Source organism: Saccharothrix sp. NRRL B-16314 (assembly GCF_000716595.1).
GTDB lineage: Bacteria > Actinomycetota > Actinomycetes > Mycobacteriales > Pseudonocardiaceae > Actinosynnema.
Window position 1 is genome coordinate 16,597 of record NZ_JNXC01000009.1, and the last position, 18,088, is coordinate 34,684.

12 protein-coding genes are annotated in these 18,088 nt (G+C 72.3%); 7 read left to right on the forward strand and 5 right to left on the reverse strand.

The genetic code is table 11. The annotated features are described in order from the left end of the window. Window positions 1-34 precede the first annotated feature (34 nt). The gene (gene rhaI / locus OQ02_RS16490) at window positions 35-1,195 is read right to left on the reverse strand and encodes an L-rhamnose isomerase (protein ID WP_033439441.1); all 1,161 of its coding nucleotides are present in this window, start codon (window positions 1,193-1,195) and stop codon (window positions 35-37) included. A gap of 211 nt (window positions 1,196-1,406) precedes the next feature. Between rhaI and OQ02_RS16495 the strand changes: the two genes are divergently transcribed. The 5 genes from OQ02_RS16495 (at window position 1,407) to rhaS (ending at window position 7,158) form a co-directional block, all read left to right on the forward strand. Beyond that, window positions 1,407-2,417 carry a LacI family DNA-binding transcriptional regulator gene (locus OQ02_RS16495; RefSeq protein ID WP_033439442.1) on the forward strand — a complete coding sequence of 337 codons (1,011 nt, stop codon included), beginning with the start codon at window positions 1,407-1,409 and terminating at the stop codon, window positions 2,415-2,417. Between the two features lie 156 nt (window positions 2,418-2,573). After that, on the forward strand, window positions 2,574-4,082 hold the full coding sequence (locus OQ02_RS16500) for a sugar ABC transporter ATP-binding protein (RefSeq protein WP_033439343.1): 1,509 nt from the start codon (window positions 2,574-2,576) through the stop codon (window positions 4,080-4,082). A 14-nt stretch (window positions 4,083-4,096) separates the two neighbouring features. Then, window positions 4,097-5,089, forward strand: coding sequence for an ABC transporter permease (locus OQ02_RS16505; RefSeq protein WP_033439344.1), 993 nt, complete (start codon window positions 4,097-4,099; stop codon window positions 5,087-5,089). After that, the gene (locus OQ02_RS16510; protein ID WP_051772408.1) at window positions 5,079-6,059 is read left to right on the forward strand and encodes an ABC transporter permease; all 981 of its coding nucleotides are present in this window, start codon (window positions 5,079-5,081) and stop codon (window positions 6,057-6,059) included. Before OQ02_RS16505 ends, OQ02_RS16510 begins: the two co-directional genes overlap by 11 nt. 28 nt (window positions 6,060-6,087) lie before the next feature. Next, window positions 6,088-7,158: a rhamnose ABC transporter substrate-binding protein gene (gene rhaS / locus OQ02_RS16515; protein ID WP_033439345.1), complete on the forward strand. Its 1,071-nt coding sequence runs from the start codon at window positions 6,088-6,090 to the stop codon at window positions 7,156-7,158. Window positions 7,159-7,194: 36 nt separating this feature from the next. Here rhaS and OQ02_RS16520 read toward each other — a convergent pair whose 3' ends face one another. Beyond that, entirely contained in the window at window positions 7,195-7,494 is a 300-nt protein-coding gene (locus tag OQ02_RS16520) for an ArsR/SmtB family transcription factor (RefSeq protein WP_033439346.1), read from the reverse strand. A 61-nt stretch (window positions 7,495-7,555) separates the two neighbouring features. Between OQ02_RS16520 and OQ02_RS16525 the strand changes: the two genes are divergently transcribed. Beyond that, window positions 7,556-8,584: a flavin-containing monooxygenase gene (locus tag OQ02_RS16525; RefSeq protein WP_197043375.1), complete on the forward strand. Its 1,029-nt coding sequence runs from the start codon at window positions 7,556-7,558 to the stop codon at window positions 8,582-8,584. A 4-nt stretch (window positions 8,585-8,588) separates the two neighbouring features. On the opposite strand, the gene OQ02_RS16530 is transcribed toward OQ02_RS16525, so the two are convergent. The 3 genes from OQ02_RS16530 to OQ02_RS16540 all read right to left on the reverse strand — a co-directional run bounded on the left by OQ02_RS16530 (window position 8,589) and on the right by OQ02_RS16540 (window position 11,231). Next, complete coding sequence (locus OQ02_RS16530; RefSeq protein WP_033439444.1) at window positions 8,589-9,218, reverse strand: DUF2306 domain-containing protein; 630 nt, start codon at window positions 9,216-9,218, stop codon at window positions 8,589-8,591. A 139-nt stretch (window positions 9,219-9,357) separates the two neighbouring features. Further along, entirely contained in the window at window positions 9,358-10,017 is a 660-nt protein-coding gene (locus OQ02_RS16535; RefSeq protein WP_033439348.1) for a response regulator, read from the reverse strand. Beyond that, window positions 10,014-11,231 (reverse strand): sensor histidine kinase, encoded by a 1,218-nt coding sequence (locus OQ02_RS16540; protein ID WP_033439349.1) that lies wholly within the window; start codon window positions 11,229-11,231, stop codon window positions 10,014-10,016. Before OQ02_RS16540 ends, OQ02_RS16535 begins: the two co-directional genes overlap by 4 nt. A 1,298-nt stretch (window positions 11,232-12,529) precedes the next feature. On the opposite strand from OQ02_RS16540, the gene OQ02_RS16545 reads away from it, so the two are divergent. Continuing rightward, a complete protein-coding gene (locus OQ02_RS16545) occupies window positions 12,530-18,028 on the forward strand; it encodes a type I polyketide synthase (protein WP_033439350.1) in 5,499 nt (1,832 codons plus the stop codon). The last annotated feature ends 60 nt before the right edge of the window (window positions 18,029-18,088 follow it).

Here is an 18,088-nt window from a genome sequence, read left to right on the forward strand (position 1 = left end):
AGAGGCTCCTCGTGGACGAGCGGTGGCGACGGGATCAGGTCCAGGCGGCCTGCGTGCCGCCGACGCGCCCGGCGGCGATCTCGGCGGCGTAGCCGGAGGCCCGGTAGGCGGCCATCGGGTCACGCGGCAGCCCGCGGGCCTCGCGGCGGTCGGCGAGGACACCGCGCACGTCGGTGTGGAAGGCGTCCATCAGCACGTCGTGGGCGCCGAGCACGTCACCGGCCTCTTCCGCCGCGGCCAACGCGCCGGTGTCCACGAGCAGGGCCTTGGCCAGCGCCTGCTCGACGTTGAGGACGGACCGGATCTGGCCCGCGATCTTGTCCTCGATGTTGTGGCACTGGTCGAGCATGAAGTTCACCCCGGACTCCGGCAGGTGCCCGCCGACCGCGGCGATCTCGACCATGATCCGGAACAGCTGGAACGGGTCGGCCGAGCCCACGATCAGGTCGTCGTCGGCGTAGTAGCGGGAGTTGAAGTCGAACGCGCCCAGCCGCCCGGCCCGCAGCAGTTGCATCACGATGAACTCGATGTTGGTGCCCGGCGCGTGGTGCCCGGTGTCCAGCACCACCTGCGCCCGGTCGCCCAGCGCCTGGCAGTGCAGCAGCGCGGTGCCCCAGTCCGGGATGTCCATGGCGTAGAAGTAGGGCTCGAAGAACTTGTACTCGACCAGCAGCCGGTGCTCCGGTGCCAGGGCCGCGTAGATCTGCGCGAGCGAGTCGGCCAACCGGTCCTGCCGGGCCCGCAACGACGCCTGCCCCGCGTAGTTCGTGCCGTCCGGCAGCCACAGCTTCAGGTCGGTCGACCGGGTCTCCGCCATGATCTCGACGCAGTCGAGGTGGTGCCCGACGGCCTTGGCGCGCACCGCCGGATCGGTGTGCGTCAGCGAGCCGAACTTGTAGTCGTCGTCCTGGAACAGGTTCGAGTTGATCGCCCCGATCCGCACGCCGTGCTCCTCGGCGTGCGCGGCGAGCGCCCCGTAGTCCTCGACCCGGTCCCACGGGATGTGCAGGGACACGCGCGGGGCCAGCCCGGTCAGCGCGTGCACGCGTGCGGCGTCCGCGATCTTCTCGAACGGGTCCCGCGGGGTGCCCGGTGTGCTGAACACCTTGAACCGGGTGCCGGAGTTCCCGTACGCCCAACTCGGCACCTCGATGGTGAACCCGTCGAGGCCCGACAGCACCTCCTGTGGGGACATCACACGTCGTTCCTCTCGACAGCGGGGTCAACCGGCAGCCTCGACGTTAGCCCACTTTGGAACGTTTCACAACGGCCCTGTGCAGCGCCGATGCAGTCCGGGCTGGACAGACGACCCGGCTGCTAAACTCGCCGCAAAGCCAGTGCTTGGACGTTTCACCGCACGTCCGCGTGGAGCACGGAGGAGGGGTGCCGGAGTGGCCGCGCCGAGCATGAAGGACGTCGCCGCACGCGCCGGGGTGTCCCTGGGGACCGTGTCGAACGTGCTCAACCGGCCCGACATGGTCGCCGAGCGCACCCGCAAGCGCGTGGTGGACGCGATCGCCGAACTCGGGTTCGTGCGCAACGAGTCGGCCCGGCAGCTCCGCGGCGGCACCAGTCGCACCCTCGCCTACGTGGTCCTCGACGCCCGCAACCCGTTCTTCACCGACGTGGCGGCGGGCGCGCAGCAGGTGGCCGACGCGGCCGGGCTCGCGCTGTACCTGTGCGACGGCGGCGAGGACCGCGCCCGCCAGGCCATGTACCTCGACCTGCTGGAGCAGCAGCGGGTCGAGGGCATCCTGATCACGCCCGTCGACGCGGACGACCCGCGCATCGCCGCGCTGGCCGGCCGCGGCACGCCCGTCGTGGTCGTCGACCGCGGCGCCGGACCGGACCGCTGCTCGGTGTCGGTGGACGACGTGCTGGGCGGCGACCTCGCCGTGTCCCACCTCCTCGACGCCGGGCACCGCCGGATCGCGTTCGTTGGCGGACCCCGCTCGATCGGTCAGGTCGCGGACCGCATCACCGGCGCGCAGCAGGCCCTGGCCCGCGCCGACGCGGAACCGCTCACCGTGCTGGAGACCCAGCGGCTGGACGTCGCCGAGGGCAGGCGCGCGGGGGAGCGGCTGGCCGGGCTGCCCACGTCCCGGCGGCCGACCGCCGCCTTCTGCGCCAACGACATGCTCGCGCTCGGCCTGCTCCAGCAGGCGGTGCGGCTCGGCCTGCGGGTACCCGAAGACCTGGCGATCGTCGGCTACGACGACATCGAGTTCGCCGCCGCTGCCGCCGTGCCGCTGACGTCGGTCGCCCAGCCGCGCCAGCTCCTCGGTCGCACGGCGGCGGAGCTGATGCTGGCCGAGGCGCGGCACGCCATGGGTCACGTGCACGAACAGCGGGTGTTCGAGCCGGAGCTGGTCGTGCGCGACTCCACCCGCCTTCGCCCGCTCGGCGGGGTCGCGTAACCGCCCGTCCGATGTGGACGTTGCCGCGTGCGACAGTCGGGTTGAAACGTGTCGCATACCGGTGGTGTCGCGGGTGAACCGTTGACGGTACTCCGTGCTGACCCTAGCCTCCAGGATCAGCACTGACTTGAAACATTTCAGTCATGGGGGTGCCGAATGGACCGGGAACGCGCGGCTCCACTGCTGGAGGTGCGGGGCGTCTCCAAGTCGTTCGGCGCGGTGGCGGCCGTCCGCGAGGTGTCGTTCCCGCTGTACGGCGGTGAGGCGCACGCGTTGGTCGGTGAGAACGGCGCGGGCAAGTCGACCATCGTGAAGGTGCTCGCCGGCGTGCACGAACCGGACACCGGCGCGGTCCTGGTCGACGGGCAGGAGCTGGGGTCGGCCGGACCGGCGGCGGCTCAGGCGGCCGGGATCGCGGTCATCTACCAGGAACCCACCTTGTTCCCCGATCTTTCGGTGGCGGAGAACATCTTCATGGGCCGGCAGCCGCTCGGCCGGTTCGGGCGGATCGACCGGGCGGCGATGAAGGCGGACGCGGTCCGGCTGTTCGACCGGCTCGGCGTGCGCATCGACCCGGAGCGTCCCGCGCGCGGCCTGTCCATCGCCGACCAGCAGCTGGTCGAGATCGCCAAGGCGCTGTCGTCGGACGCGCGCGTGCTCGTGATGGACGAACCGACCGCCGCGCTGTCCGGGGTGGAGGTGGAACGGCTGTTCGCGGTGGTCCGCGCCCTGTGCGGGCAGGGTGCCGCCGTCCTGTTCATCTCCCACCGCTTCGACGAGGTGTTCTCGCTCTGCCAACGGGTCACGGTGATGCGGGACGGGGGGTTGGTGTCGACCGACCCGGTCGCGGACCTGACCGTGGACCAGGTGGTGCGGCGCATGGTCGGGCGTGACGTGTCCACGTTGTTCCCCAAGGAGGAGGTCGAGCCCGGTGACGTGGTGCTGGAGGTCCGCGGGCTGACCAGTCGCGGGGTGTTCGCCGACATCGGGTTCTCGGTGCGCGCGGGCGAGATCGTCGCGCTGGCGGGCCTGGTCGGCGCCGGGCGCAGCGAAGTGGTGCGGGCGGTGTTCGGGATCGACCGCTACGACGCGGGCGAGGTGCGGGTGGCGGGGGAACGTCTCCCGGTCGGCTCACCGGCCGCCGCGGTGGCGTCCGGGGTTGCGCTGGTGCCGGAGGACCGGCGTCAGCAGGGGCTGGTCATGGAGCTGTCGATCGAGCGGAACGCGACGCTCACCAGGCTGAAACCGTTGTCCCGGTTGGGTTTTCTCGGTGGTCGGGCCGAACGCCGCGCTGCGCGGGAGTGGGCGAGGCGGTTGCAGGTCAAGTACGGGCGGCTGTCGGACGTGGTCGGGACGCTGTCGGGTGGCAACCAGCAGAAGGTGGTGCTGGCGAAGTGGCTGGCGACCGGGCCCCGGGTGCTGATCGTGGACGAGCCGACGCGGGGCATCGACGTGGGTACGAAGGCCGAGGTGCACCGGCTGCTGTCCCGGTTGGCGGCGGACGGGGTGGCGGTGCTCATGGTGTCGTCCGAACTGCCCGAAGTACTCGGGATGGCCGACCGGGTGCTGGTCATGCACGAGGGCCGCATCACCGCTTCGTTGAGCCGGGCGGAGGCGACGGAGGAATCGGTCATGTTCGCCGCGACGGGCCAGGTGGCGGTGTGAGCGGGCGGGGGAGTGTGGTTGGGGTCGTTCGCAGGTTCTGGTCGGCTCGTGAGTCCGGCATCGTCGTCGCCCTCGTCCTCCTGGTGCTCGTGACCACAGTGGACAGTCCGAACTTCCTGTCGCCGCAGAGCGTGCGCGACCTGCTGCTCGGCGCGGCGATCCTGGTGGTCCTCGCGGTCGGGCAGACCGTCGTGGTCATCTCGCGCAACATCGACCTGTCCGTCGGCTCGGTGCTGGGACTGGTGGCGTTCGCGACCGGCAAGCTGCTCAGCTCCGCGCCCGCGACACCGACCGCGGTGGCCGTCCTCCTGGGTGTCGGCCTCGGCGCGGTGTGCGGTGTGGTCAACGGTGTGCTGGTGGCCGCGGCACGGGTGCCTGCGCTGGTGATCACCCTCGGCACGCTCTACGCCTTCCGCGGCGTCGACCACTCCTGGGCTCGGGGCGAGCAGATCAACGCCTCCGACATGCCGCGCTCGTTCCTCGGCCTGGGCACGTGGACCGTGCTGGGCGTCCCGGTGCTCGCGATCATCGCCCTGACCGTGGTGCTGGCCGTCGGCTTCTACCTGCGCAACTACCGCAGTGGCCGCGAGCTCTACGCGATCGGCTCCGAACCGGCCGCCGCCCGCCTGTCCGGCATCCCGGTCGGACGCCGGGTGTTCACCTCGTTCGTCGTCTGCGGCGCGTCGGCGGGCCTGGCGGGTGTCCTGTACGCGGCGCGTTTCGGCACGGTCGACGCCACCGCGGGCACCGGGATCGAACTCCAGGTCGTCGCGGCGGCGGTGGTCGGGGGCGTGGCGATCTTCGGTGGCAGCGGCAGCGCGTACGGGGCCGCGCTCGGTGCGCTGCTGCTGACCACGATCGGCAGCTCGCTGGCGGTGCTGCGGATCAACCCGTTCTGGCAGCAGGCCGTCGTCGGCGGCCTGATCCTCGCCGCCATCGGCCTGGACCGGCTGCTCGCCGTCCGCGCGGCGAACCGCTTGCGAGGGAGGTCTTCCCATGACGCGTGACGCGCTGCGTGCCGTGTCGACCCGGTGGGACACCGTGCTCCTCGTGGTGCTCGCCGCCGTCGTGGTGACCGCCGGGCTGCTGGTCGACGGCTTCGCCAGTGGCCGGAACCTCCAGTTCCTGCTGCTGGACGTCGTCGCCATCGCGCTGATCGCGCTGCCGCTGACGCTGATCGTCATCACCGGGGAGATCGACCTGTCGGTGGCCAGCACGCTCGGGCTGTGCAGCGCGGTGATGGGGCAGCTGTGGGTGGCGGGCCTGTCGCTGGAGCTGGTCGTGGTCCTGGTGGTCGGCCTCGGCGCGGTCCTGGGCGCGGTCAACGCGGTGTTCGTGACGCGGTTCGCGCTGCCGTCGCTGGCGGTCACGATCGGCACGCTGGCGGCGTACCGCGGGCTGGCGTTCGTGGTGCTGGGCGACCAGGCCGTCGCCGACTTCCCGTTCAGCTGGACGACCGCGGCGAGCAGCACCGTCGCCGACGGGTCAGTGCCGTGGGCGGCGGTGGTGACGCTGGTGCCGGCGGTCGTGTTCGGCGTCGTGCTGCACGCGACCCCGTTCGGCCGGTCCCTGTACGCGATGGGCAACAACGCCGAGGCGGCGGCGTTCTCCGGCATCCGGGTCGCGCGGGCGAAGTTCTGGCTGTTCGTCGCCTCGGGCGCGGTGTCGGGCCTGGCCGGCGTGTACTGGACGCTGCGGTTCGCCAGCGCGCGGGCCGACAACGCCGCCGGGCTGGAGCTGGCGGTGGTCGCCGCCGTCCTGCTCGGCGGTGTCTCGATCTTCGGTGGCCGCGGCACCCTGCTCGGCGTGCTGGCCGGTGTGCTCCTGCTCGGCGCCGTCCGCAACGCCCTCCAGCTCGCCGACGTCGCCGCGGACACGCTCGACGTGGTCACCGGCGGGCTCCTCATCGCCTCGGTCGTGGTGCCCAACGCCGTCGGCCTGGCGCGGACCCGGTGGCGACGACGACGCACCGCCTGACGCTTGTCCCTGCCGAGAGAGGAAGCCCATGTCACAGCACCAACGCACCGTGCGCGTCGGCCTGATCGCGGTCCTGGCGCTACTCGTCACCGCCGCGTGCGGTGGCACCACCCGCGGCTCCGGGGACAGCCCCACGTCGAACCGGGCCACCGGCAGCGCCAACCCCGACGCGGCGCTGGTCGAGGGGCTCGACGTGGCGTTCCTGCCGAAGCAGGTCAACAACCCGTACTTCACCGTCGCGGACGGGGGTGGCAAGGCCGCGACGGAGGAGTTCAAGGGCTCGTACAAGGAGGTCGGGCCGTCCGAGGCCAGCGCGTCGTCCCAGGTCAGCTACATCAACACGTTGTCGCAGCAGCAGACCGACGTGATCGTGACGTCCGCCAACGACCCGAACGCCATCTGCGGCGCGCTCACCAGCGCCCGGCAGGCGGGCGCGAAGGTCGTCACGTTCGACTCGGACACCAAGCCGGAGTGCCGGGACGTGTTCGTCAACCAGGCGACCGCCGAGGGCATCGCGAAGAACCAGGTCGAGTTGATCTCGGCGCAGATCGGTGGCGCGGGGAAGATCGCGATCCTGTCCGCGACGCCCAACGCGACCAACCAGAACGCGTGGATCGAGCTGATGCGCGAGGAGCTGCGGAAGCCGGAGCACGCCGGGATCGAGATCGTCACGGTCGCCTACGGCAACGACGACGACCAGAAGTCGTTCCAGGAGACCCAGGGCCTGCTGCGCTCGTACCCGGACCTGAAGGGCATCGTCTCGCCGACGACGGTCGGTGTCGCGGCGGCGGCGCGCTACCTGTCGACGTCGGAGTACAAGGGCAAGGTCGCGCTGACCGGGCTCGGCACGCCGAACCAGATGCGCGAGTTCGTCAAGGACGGCACGGTGGAGGCGTTCGCGCTGTGGAACCCGGCCGACCTCGGCTACCTGGCGGCGTACGCGGGCGCGGCGCTGGCGTCCGGTCGGATCACGGGTGCGGCCGGCGAGGAGTTCGAGGCGGGCAAGCTCGGCGAGTACACCATCGGCGCCGACGGCGTCGTCGTGCTCGGCCCGCCCACCGTGTTCGACCAGGGCAACATCGACCAGTTCGACTTCTGACGCCCGTGGGGCGCGCGGCTCGTGCCGCGCGCCCGGTCACTCCGGCGGTGGGCAGCAGACGGTCAGGTAGCGCTGGAGTTCGGTGAGCGCCGCGGCGATCCCGGCGGGATCGGCGCGGTAGTAGACGGTCTTGCCGTCGCGGCGGGCGGTGAGCAGGCCGCCGTCGCGGAGCATGGCCAGGTGCTCGGAGGCCGTGGACTGCGCGATGCCGGCCCGTTCGGCGACCTGGCCGACGGTCAGCTCGACGTTGCCGCCGAACGCCTCCATCAGCTGCTGCCTGGTCTCGCCGGCCAGCGCTTTGAGGAAGCGGCGTGAGTGCTCGCCCAGTTCCGCCATGAGACCAGCATCCCAGACCTATCGTCATTACGGGAAAAGCCGATACTATCGACCCATGTCGATGGAAGAGTGGGTCGTGATCGGCGGTGGCCAGTCCGGGCTGGCTGCCGCGCACGCCGTGAAGGCGGCGGGTGGACGGCCGGTGGTGCTGGAGGCGGGCGGACGTCCGACCGGGTCGTGGGCGGGGTACTACGACAGCCTGGCGTTGTTCTCGCCGGCCCGGTACTGCTCGCTGCCCGGGTTGGCGTTCGGCGGTGACCCGGACAGGTACCCGACGCGGGACGAGGTGGTGGACTACCTGGCCCGGTACGCGGAGCACCTCGACGTGGACATCCGCACCGGTCACCGGGTGGAAGAGGTGGTGCCGGCCGACGGCGGGTTCGAGGTGGTGCTGGCCGACCGGACCCTGAGGGCACGGCGGGTGATCGCGGCCACCGGCGGTTTCGGCGCGCCGCACCGCCCCGCGCTGCGAGGGCTGGACGCGTTCACCGGCTCGGTGGTCCACGCGGCCGAGTACCGCGATCCGGCGCCGTACCGGGACCAGCGCGTCGTGGTGGTGGGCGCGGGCAACTCGGCCGTGCAGATCGCGGTCGAGCTGGCGGGAACGGCCCGCGTGACGCTGGCGAGCAGGAAACCGGTCCGCTTCAGCCCGCAACGACCGGCGGGCCGTGACCTGCACTGGTGGTTGACGGTCACCGGCGTGGACGCCGCGCCGATCGGCCGGTGGCTGCCCGCCCGGTTCTCCACCCCGGTGCTGGACACCGGCGTCTACGCGTCCGCACTGGCCGCCGGCCGCCCCGACCGCCGACCGGTGTTCACCGAACTGGACGCCACCACCGTCACCTGGGCCGACGGCGCCAGGGAACAGGTGGACGCGATCATCCTCGCCACCGGCTACCGACCGGGCCTGTCGTACCTGGAATCGACGGCCGCACTGGGCCCCGACGGCTACCCCCGCCACCGTGCGGGCCTCTCGAGGACCCACCGGGGACTGGGCTACGTGGGTCTGGAGTGGCAGCGCACCCTGTCGTCGGCCACGTTGCGCGGCGTCGGCCGCGACGCCCGCTACGTCGTCCGCCGCTTGCGCTGACCCGTCAGCGCCTGCGGATGATCCGTTCGGCCACGGCGAGGTTCAGCGTCCAGGACAGGGCCATCAGGAGGGTGTTGACGAACTCGTCCGGCGGGCCGACGGCCAGCATCCACGAGCCGATGATCACGGCCTGCGAGCCGGCGCCGAGGGCGATGGCGTAAGCGCGGATCATCCACGCCCGGTGGGTGGCGAAGGAGCGGGTGCGGATCGCGGCGAGACCGAGGACCAGGGCGACGGCCATGAACGAGCCGAAGCCGACGCGGACGGCGGTGAGGAGGTCCCCGACAGCGGCGGCACGGGGGTAGAACAAGGTCATCCAGACGCCGGACAGCGCGGCGATCAGTCCACAAGGGACGAGGATCCGGCCGGCCAGGCGGTGCCACCCGGACCGGCGGCCACGCAGGCTCGGGACGAACTGGAACGCGCCGACGACGCAGTACGCGGTCACGGAGACGATGTGCAGGAGCACCGGCACGGGTGAGGCGAAGAACCGGGCGTTGTCCGGCGTGATCTCCGCGCCCGCGACCAGCTGCGCCGTGCGGAACATGCCTGCCACCACAGGGATGGCGCTGAACAGGATGAGCGCGGCGGGCAGGCGCCACTGCGGTCTGACGCGGTTTCGGGTTGTCGTCATGGCGTCGATCGTGCCGACCGGGCCGGCCCGGATCATCGGACGTTGGGCCGGGGTTCCGGTGGCCGATGGTGCGACGGCGGTCTCGTACTTCCGGCGCGGTACTTCCGGTGTGGTGCTTCCGGTGTTGCGCTTCAGGTGTCTAACGGGATCGCACCCGATTGGTCTCGTAGGCCCACATGGCGATCTCGACGCGGTTCCGGGCGCCCAGCTTGGTCATCAGGCCGGCGATGTGCGACTTGACCGTGCTGAGCGTGATGTGGAACTCCCCGGCGATCTCGTTGTTGGTCCGCCCGCGCGCCACCGCGACGAGGATCTGCTCCTCGCGGCCGGTCAAGGGGTCGATCGGCTGGGCCGGGGGCGTCGACGGCGAGTTCTCGGCGAACGCCGCCAGCAGTCGCGCGGTGATGCTCGGCGCGATGAGGGCGTCCCCCGCCGCTGCCGCGTGAACGGCGCGGGTGAGCATGTCGGCTCCCGCGTTCTTGAGCAGGAAACCGCGGGCGCCCGCGCGCAACGCGGCGTAGACGTACTCGTCCAGGTCGAAGGTCGTGATGACGACGACCGCGAGCGGGTCGTCGACGGTCGGCCCGGCGAGGCGGCGGGTGGCCTCGATGCCGTCGAGCACCGGCATCCGGATGTCGAAGAGGCACACGTCGGGCCGCAGCCGCCGGGCCAGGTCGACGGCCTCCCGCCCGTCCGCCGCCTCGCCGACGACGTCGATGCCCGGCTGGGCGCCGAGGATCATGGCGAGCCCCGTGCGGACGATCTCCTGGTCGTCGGCGACCAGCACCCGGATGCTCACCTGGACGCCCCGGCCCCAGCCCCGGTTCCAGCCCCGGCCCGCGGCAGCACGGCCGTCACGGTCCAGCCCCGGTCCGCGTCCGGTCCCGCCGCGCAGGTGCCGCCGAGCAGGTTCGCGCGCTCGCTCATGCCGATGAGCCCGTAGCCCCGCGCACCGGACGAGCGGCGGGGAACGGGCTCGCCGTCGTCGTTCACCCGCAGTCGCACCTCGGCGTCGTCGGCCACCACGCGCACGTCGATGCGGGTCGCGTTCCGGGCGTGCCGCCGCGCGTTCGTGACCGCTTCCTGCACCAACCGGTAGACGGCCGCGGCCACCGGTGACGGCAGGTCGTCGATGTCCCCGTCCACCTCGACCGCGACGGCCGGTCCGCCGCGTGACAGCGACACGAGCCGTTCGAGGTCGGCGACGCGGGGGTTGGGCGCCAGGTCCGCCGGCTCCGAGGGGTCAGCCGGGTTCGCGGGGTCAGCCGGGTTCGCGGGGTCGGCCGGGTCCGCGGTGCGGAGGATGCGCACGATGCTCCGCATCTCGTCCAACGCCCGGCCGGCTTCGGCGTCGATCACGCGCAGCGCGTCCACCGCGGCCGACGGATCGGTGCCCGCGGTGGCGATCCCGGCCTGTGCCCGGATGGCCATGGCGGTGATGTGGTGGGCGACGGTGTCGTGCAGGTCGCGCGCCAGCCGTTCCCGCTCCACCAGCTTCACCTGGTCCAGTTCGCGCGCACGGGCCCGGGACCGGTACCGGACGGCGGCGCCCAGGGTCATCGCGGAGAACAGCACGACCACGCCGGCGAGCGCGTCCGCGGGGTTCAGGTGGCCCAGCACCGCCGAGAGCCCCACCTTGCCCAGCATGACCGCCGCCCCGAGCACCATCTCCCGCCCGGAACCCCAGCGGAACAACGCGAACGGCAGCAGCAGCAGGTAGACCATCACGTCCTGGTCGGGGAACTCGCGCCCCAGCACGACCGTGCCCACCGCGCCGACGCCGAACCCGACCGCCACCGCTGCCAACGGCTTCGACCGGCGCCACAGCAGCGTCGACACCAGACCCGCGGCGACGACCGCGGAGAGCACCCGGTCGGGGAGGTCCGCCCGGGTCACGCCCTCGACCACGGCGAGCGGCACCAGCACGGCCACCAACGCCCAGTCCCACCACACCCGGGCCGACGGGGGTACCGGCCGCGGCTCGCGCCACACCGGGCGAAGCAGTTCGCGCACCGGGCCATGGTACGAGCGCCAGAACCACCCCGTATCAGCCGAAAGTGCTACGTCCGGAGGTCGGGCGCACGGTCCGCTGTGGTGGGCGGAAGCGTTGCCGTGGCACGAGCCGACCGGGCGTTCGGCGGTGGTGTCGTCAGGATCGGTTCAGTGGCATGATCGACACGCGGTCGGCCGAGCGCCCGGCGCCCTCCCTCCCGCCGGGCAACGGGAAATGTCGCCAGAGTGGGCAAATCGCAAACCTGCGGCGATGTCACGGCACGCCGTCCAATGTCGGCGGTCGTCGCCCGGTGAAGGGCGGTCGGTCGGGTCGGGGGCGGGCGACCTCCGGCGGCGCCCCACCTACCTCAAAACCGCGACGCGCACTGCCGTTTCGGTCGGACAGGCGACCCGGTAATAGGGTTTCGCGGGGTCCGGATTAATATCCTGAATACGGGAAGCGCGCTCGAAGATCCGTTGTTCGCAACGGTGTCGACGGCGGGCTCCCGAACCGGCGGAACGGGTCCCGGATCACTGTCCATAACGGTCCGCCCACCGTTCACCACGGTGCGCCACCGTCCATAACGGTGCGACCGGAACGGTGGCCCAGCCGCCGGAGCCGGGTGGGTGAACTCGCGGTGAATGGTGCTGTGCAACGGAACCAGCCGCCGGGTGTGGCCCGGCACACGCGCCGCCGGCGGGTCCGGCCGGGTCGATGGTGACGGCCGTCACCGCCGAGGCCCATGTGGACGGATGCCTTCCATACTTTCCCCCTATAACCGCACTTCCCTGCTCGCCGGCCCGTTCACCTGGGAATTGAGGCTCGTCATCGGCGGTTCATCCCCCCTCGGCGGGCGTCCACTTCCTGTCAAGTAACGCCCGTTTCCTGATGGGCCTCGTGCGAATATGGCCATGTGCCATACGTTGTCGGCCGCGCCGTCGTACCGTTTCACCACCATGTGCCCCGATTCAGCGGACGTCCTGAGTCGTACGCGGACGTGCGTGTTCTGCCTGTCCTCATTCCGTCGGCTGCCCTTGTAACCGACGAGAAAGCCCAGGCCGCGCACCGACTGCTCGTCGAGGAGCACGTCGCGCCGCCGTCGTCGGACCACCCGTCCGGTGGCGGGCGGCGGCGGTCGGGGCACTGGTACGCGGAGCCACCAAGGCCGGTGACCGCACGCGCATGATGAGCCGGGGGAAGGCGCTGGGGGCGTCACATCCGTCGGCACCGACGAGGCGAACAGCAGTCCAGGCCACAGCGACCGCGGACGCGTCTTCGGGTTCACGAAGCGAGTTCGGCGAGGTGTGAGGAAAAGGATATGACGGCACTTACCACCGATCAGCAGGACAAGCTCGTCCGCTACCTCAAGCAGACCGCTGCCGAACTCAACGACGCCCAGACCCGCTTGCGGGAGATCGACGAGCGCGCTGCCGAACCGCTCGCGGTGGTCGGCATGAGCTGCCGGTACGCGGGCGCGAACTCGCCGGACGAGCTGTGGGACCTGGTCGCCGAGGGCCGTGACGCTATCTCCGGCTTACCGACCGACCGCGGTTGGGACCTGGAGCGGCTCTACGACCCGGACCCGGACCGGCTCGGCACCACCTACACGCGTGCGGGCGGGTTCGTCTCCGGCGCCACGACGTTCGACGCCGACTTCTTCGGCATCAGCCCGCGCGAGGCGCTGTCCATGGACCCCCAGCAGCGGTTGCTGCTGGAGCTGGCGTGGGAGGCGTTCGAGGACGCGGGCATCACGCCGACCTCGTTGCGCGGCAGCGACACCGGTGTCTACTGCGGTGTCGGCCCCTCGGACTACGCGCCCATCCCGGCCGGCGGTGCGCCGCAGATCGAGGGGCTGCGCCTGACCGGCGGCACGACCAGCGTGGTGTCGGGCCGGATCTCCTACACCTTCGGGCTCGAAGGCCCCTCGGTGTCGGTGGACACCGCGTGCTCGGCGTCCTTGGTGGCCCTGCACATGGCCGCGCAGTCGTTGCGCACCGGTGAGTGCTCCCTGGCCCTGGTCGGCGGCGTGACCGTGCTGGCCGGGCCGACCCTCTTCGTCGACTTCAGCCGGCAGCGCGGCCTGGCGCCCGACGGCCGGTGCAAGTCCTACGCCGCCGCCGCCGACGGCACCGGCTTCTCCGACGGCGCCGGCGTGATCGTGCTGGAGCGGCTGTCGGACGCCCGCCGCAACGGGCACCGGGTGCTCGCGGTGGTGCGCGGCAGCGCGGTGAACCAGGACGGCGCCAGCAACGGCTTGACGGCGCCGAACGGCCCGTCGCAGGAACGTGTCATCCGGCAGGCCCTGACCAACGCGGGCCTGACGGCGGCGGACGTCGACGTCGTGGAGGGCCACGGCACGGGCACCAGGCTCGGCGACCCGATCGAGGTCCAGGCCCTGCTGGCCACCTACGGCCAGGAGCGCAAGCACGGCCCGCTGTGGCTGGGATCGGTCAAGTCGAACATCGGGCACAGCTCGACGGCGGCCGGTGTCGCCAGTGTGATCAAGATGGTGCAGGCGCTGCGCCACGAGACCCTGCCCGCGACCCTCCACGTCGACGCGCCGTCGCCGCACGTGGACTGGGAGTCCGGCGAGGTCCAGCTGCTGACCGAGGCGCGGCCGTGGAAGACGAACGGCCACCCGCGCCGGGCCGGCGTGTCCTCGTTCGGGGTCAGCGGCACCAACTCGCACGTGATCCTGGAGGAAGCGCCGTTCGACGTGCTCCCGGAGACGGTCGGGTCGACCCCGGTGGCGACGCCGTCGACGGTGCCGGTCCTGGTGTCCGGTCGTGGCGCGGCTGCGCTGCGCGCGCAGGCCGAGCGACTGCGGGCCAGCGTGCTGGCGCGTCCGGAGCTCACCGTGGTCGACCTCGGGTTCTCCTCGGTGACGACCCGGGACCAGCTCGACCGGCGGGCCGTGGTCGTGGCGTCCGATCGCGAGGCGCTGCTGTCCGGGCTGTCCACGCTGAGCGCGGCCGAGCCGTCGGAGGCGGTGGTGGAGGGCCAGGTGCTCGCCACCGGCGCGCGTCCGGTGTTCGTGTTCCCGGGCCAGGGCGCGCAGTGGCAGGGCATGGCGGTCGAGCTGCTGGACTCGTCGGACGTGTTCGCCAAGGAGATCGCGGCCTGTGGCGAAGCTCTGGGCGAGTTCGTGGACTGGCGGCTGGAGGACGTGCTGCGCGGCGTGGAGGGCGCGCCGACGTTCGAGCGCGTAGACGTGGTGCAGCCCGCGTTGTTCGCGGTGATGGTGGGTCTGGCCGCGCTGTGGCGGTCCTACGGCGTCGAGCCGGTCGCGGTCGTGGGCCACTCGCAGGGCGAGATCGCCGCCGCGGTGGTGGCCGGTGGCCTGTCGCTGGCGGACGGCGCGCGGGTGGCGGCGCTGCGGTCGCGGGCCATCGCGGAGCGGTTGGCCGGTCTGGGCGGCATGGTGTCGGTCGCGGCGCCCGTCGGGCAGGTCGAGGAGCTGATCGCGCCGTACGACGGGTGGGTGTCCATCGCCGCCGTGAACGGTCCGGCGGCCGTGGTGGTGTCCGGTGAGCCCGGCGGGCTGGACGAGCTGATCGCGGTGTGCGAGCGGGACGGCGTCCGGGCTCGGCGGATCGCGGTGGACTACGCGTCGCACTCGGCGCAGGTGGAGACGATCGAGGCCGAACTGGCGCAGGTGCTGGGTCCGGTCGCGCCGAAGTCCGGCTCGATCCCGTTCTACTCGACGGCGGTGGGCGCGTTCATCGACACGGCCGCGCTCGACGGCGGGTACTGGTACCGGAACCTGCGGGGGCGGGTCGGTTTCGAACCGGCGATCCGGGCGTTGATCGACGACGGCGCCGGGTGCTTCGTCGAGGTGTCGCCGCACCCCGTGCTGACCATGGCGGTCGAGGGCACCATCGCCGATCACGGCGCGGCCTCCCAGGTCGGCGTCGTCGGGTCGTTGCGGCGTGACGAGGGCGGCTTCGAGCGGTTCGCGCTGTCGCTGGCCGAGGCGCACGTCACCGGCGTCGAGGTCGACTGGTCGGTGGTCTACGCGGGCAGCGGCGCGCGTGCGGTGCCCCTGCCGACCTACGCGTTCCAGCGCGAGCGGTTCTGGCTGACGCCGGGCATCGGCGGCGGGGACGCCGAGGCCGCCGGGCTGGACAAGGTGGGCCACCCGATCCTCGCGGGGGCCGTGCGGATCGGTGACCGGGACGAGTGGGTGTACACCGGCCGGATCTCCCCGGAGAAGCAGCCGTGGACCCGTGACCACGTGGTCTTCGGCATCCCCATCGCGCCGGGGACGGCGCTGGTGGAACTGGCGCTGAGCGCGGGCGCCGGTGTCGGCTTCGGCACGCTGGACGAGCTGGTGCTGGAGGCTCCGCTCGTCCTCGACGACGAGCTGGGCTGCCGGGTCCAGGTGACCGTCGGCGTACCGCAGGACGGGCGCCGCGAGGTCGCGGTGTACTCGACCCCGAACGCCGGGCCGGACGACGAGCAGCCGGAAGCGATCTGCCACGCCCGCGGCGTGCTGGTCGACTCCGCTGCCGCCGAATCCCGTGTTGCCGCACCGATGCCGGCGCAGTGGCCGCCGGCGGGTGCCGAGCCGCTCGCGGTGGACGGCCTCTACGCCCGGATGGAGTTGGCGGGCCTGGACTACGGCGCGCTGTTCAAGGGCATCCGGGCCGCCTGGCGGGTCGGCGCCGACCTGTACACCGAAGTGGCGCTGCCCGACGACGCCGACGACGAGGGCTTCGTGCTGCACCCGGCCCTGTTCGACGCCGCGCTCCAGGGCGCGCTGATCGGCAAGGACCCGAACGCGCCGTTCGAGATGCCGTTCACCTGGTCCGGTGTGCGCCCGGGACGGCGGGTGAAGTCGGCGCGCGTGCGGATCGTCAGCTCCGCCGACACCGGCCTGCACGTCGACCTGGCCGACGAGACCGGCGCGCCGGTGATGAGCATCGGCGGCCTGGTCTACCGGACGGTGGACCCGGCGCAGCTCGAACGCGTGCGCGGCGGTGGACCCGACTCGCTGTACGGGGTCGAGTGGGTGCCCGTCCAGCTGGGGCAGGCGGAACCCGTGCGGCTGGCCGAGTTCGGCTGGGACGGTGCCCTCGACCTGGACGCGCTGGAGCAGGCGGTCGCCGGTGACGGCGCGGCGCCGGCCGCGATCGTGGCCCGGATCGCCGCGAACGTCACGGCCGGTGCGCCGCCCGCGATGGCCTTCGAGGCCGCGGAGCAGATGCTCGCCACGATCCAGCGCTGGCTGGCTGCCGGGCGCCTGACCGAGACCCGCCTGGTCGCGGTCACCAGCGGTGCGGTGGCGCTGGAAGGGGAAACCCCCGACATCGCCCAGGCAGCGGCCTGGGGCCTCGCGCGCAGCGTGCAGTCCGAGCACCCGGGCCGGATCGTGCTCGTCGACCTGGACGACGACGGCGCGGACGTGCCGTGGCACGCCTTGCTCGCCGCCGACGAACCGCAGCTGGCGGTGCGCGCGGGTCAGGTCTCGGCGCCTCGACTGGCCAGGGTGCCGGCGGTCGCCGACGACGCGGTGCGGTCGATCGACCCGGACGGCACGGTGCTGGTCACCGGCGGAACGGGCGGCCTGGGCGTGGTGTTCGCCCGGCACCTGGCCTCCCGGCACGGTGTCCGGAACCTGGTGCTGGTCAGCCGGCGCGGTCCCGACGCCGAGGGCGCGGCCGAACTGGCCGCCGAGCTGACCGGGCTCGGCGCGACCGTGCGGATCGAGGCCTGCGACATCGCCGACCGCGATCAGGTCACCGCTTTGCTGGGCTCGCTCGACGCACCGCTCACGGCGGTCGTCCACACGGCCGGTGTGCTCGCCGACGGCGTGATCGAATCGGTGACCCCCGAGCAGCTCGCCAAGGTCATGCGGCCCAAGGTCGACGCGGCCTGGCAGCTGCACGAGCTGACCGCGGACCTGGACCTGTCGGCGTTCGTGCTGTTCTCCTCGGGCGCCTCGCTGTTCGGCAACCAGGGACAGGCCTGCTACGCCGCCGCGAACGGCGGTCTCGACGCGATGGCTCAGAGTTTGCGCGCCGCAGGGGTGCCCGCCACGTCCCTGGCGTGGGGCGTGTGGGCCGACGGCGTCGGCATGGCGGGCCGGCTCGACAACACCAACGTGGCCCGCATCGAAAGCGCCGGTGTGGCTTTGCTGGCCGTCGACCGCGGCCTGGAGCTGTTCGACCACTCGCTGGGCCTCGACGACGCGCTGCTGGCACCCGTGCAGCTGGACATGCCCGCACTGCGGGCGCAGGCACGGGCCGGCTCGCTGCCCGCGTTGCTGCGCGGACTGGTGAAGGTGCCCGCGCAGGCCGCCGAGGTCGCGGGCGGTTCGCTCGCGCAGCGGCTCGCCGGCGTGCCCGAGGACGAGCGCGAGTCGGTGGTCCTCGACCTGGTGCAAGGACAGGTCGCGGCCGTGCTCGGGCACGAGTCGGCGGCGGCGATCGACCCCGACCGGGCGTTCAAGGACATGGGCTTCGACTCGCTCGCCAGCGTCGGGCTGCGCAACCGGCTCAGCAAGATCACCGACCTGCGGCTGCCCGCGACCCTGGTCTTCGACCACCCGACCGCGGCGGCGGTGACCCGGTACCTGCTCGACTCCGTCGAACCGGAGGTCTCGACCGGCGGCCGGGCCGAGGACGACAGCGCCCGGGTCCGCGCGCTCCTCGCGTCCATCCCGATCGAGCGCCTGCGCCAGGCACAGCTGTTCGACGCGTTGCTCGACCTGGCGCGCGGCGACGCGCCGGAGGAACAGACCGAGGACGGCGACGACGGGGCGATCGACGACCTCGACGCCGAAGCGCTGATCCGGATGGCCCGAGGGGACCTGTAAGTGCGTACCGACGACAGGCGTGCAGACCACCGCATGGACAGGAAGGACCGGGCGTGACCG

What these genes read in the sequence shown, in the direction of transcription:
- rhaI (WP_033439441.1), bottom strand. Translation starts at nt 1,195, where the DNA reads ATGTCCCCACAGGAGGTGCTGTCGGGCCTCGACGGGTTCACCATCGAG.
- OQ02_RS16495 (WP_033439442.1), top strand. Translation starts at nt 1,407, where the DNA reads ATGAAGGACGTCGCCGCACGCGCCGGGGTGTCCCTGGGGACCGTGTCG.
- OQ02_RS16500 (WP_033439343.1), top strand. Translation starts at nt 2,574, where the DNA reads ATGGACCGGGAACGCGCGGCTCCACTGCTGGAGGTGCGGGGCGTCTCC.
- OQ02_RS16510 (WP_051772408.1), top strand. Translation starts at nt 5,079, where the DNA reads ATGACGCGTGACGCGCTGCGTGCCGTGTCGACCCGGTGGGACACCGTG.
- rhaS (WP_033439345.1), top strand. Translation starts at nt 6,088, where the DNA reads ATGTCACAGCACCAACGCACCGTGCGCGTCGGCCTGATCGCGGTCCTG.
- OQ02_RS16520 (WP_033439346.1), bottom strand. Translation starts at nt 7,494, where the DNA reads ATGGCGGAACTGGGCGAGCACTCACGCCGCTTCCTCAAAGCGCTGGCC.
- OQ02_RS16525 (WP_197043375.1), top strand. Translation starts at nt 7,556, where the DNA reads ATGGAAGAGTGGGTCGTGATCGGCGGTGGCCAGTCCGGGCTGGCTGCC.
- OQ02_RS16530 (WP_033439444.1), bottom strand. Translation starts at nt 9,218, where the DNA reads ATGACGACAACCCGAAACCGCGTCAGACCGCAGTGGCGCCTGCCCGCC.
- OQ02_RS16545 (WP_033439350.1), top strand. Translation starts at nt 12,530, where the DNA reads ATGACGGCACTTACCACCGATCAGCAGGACAAGCTCGTCCGCTACCTC.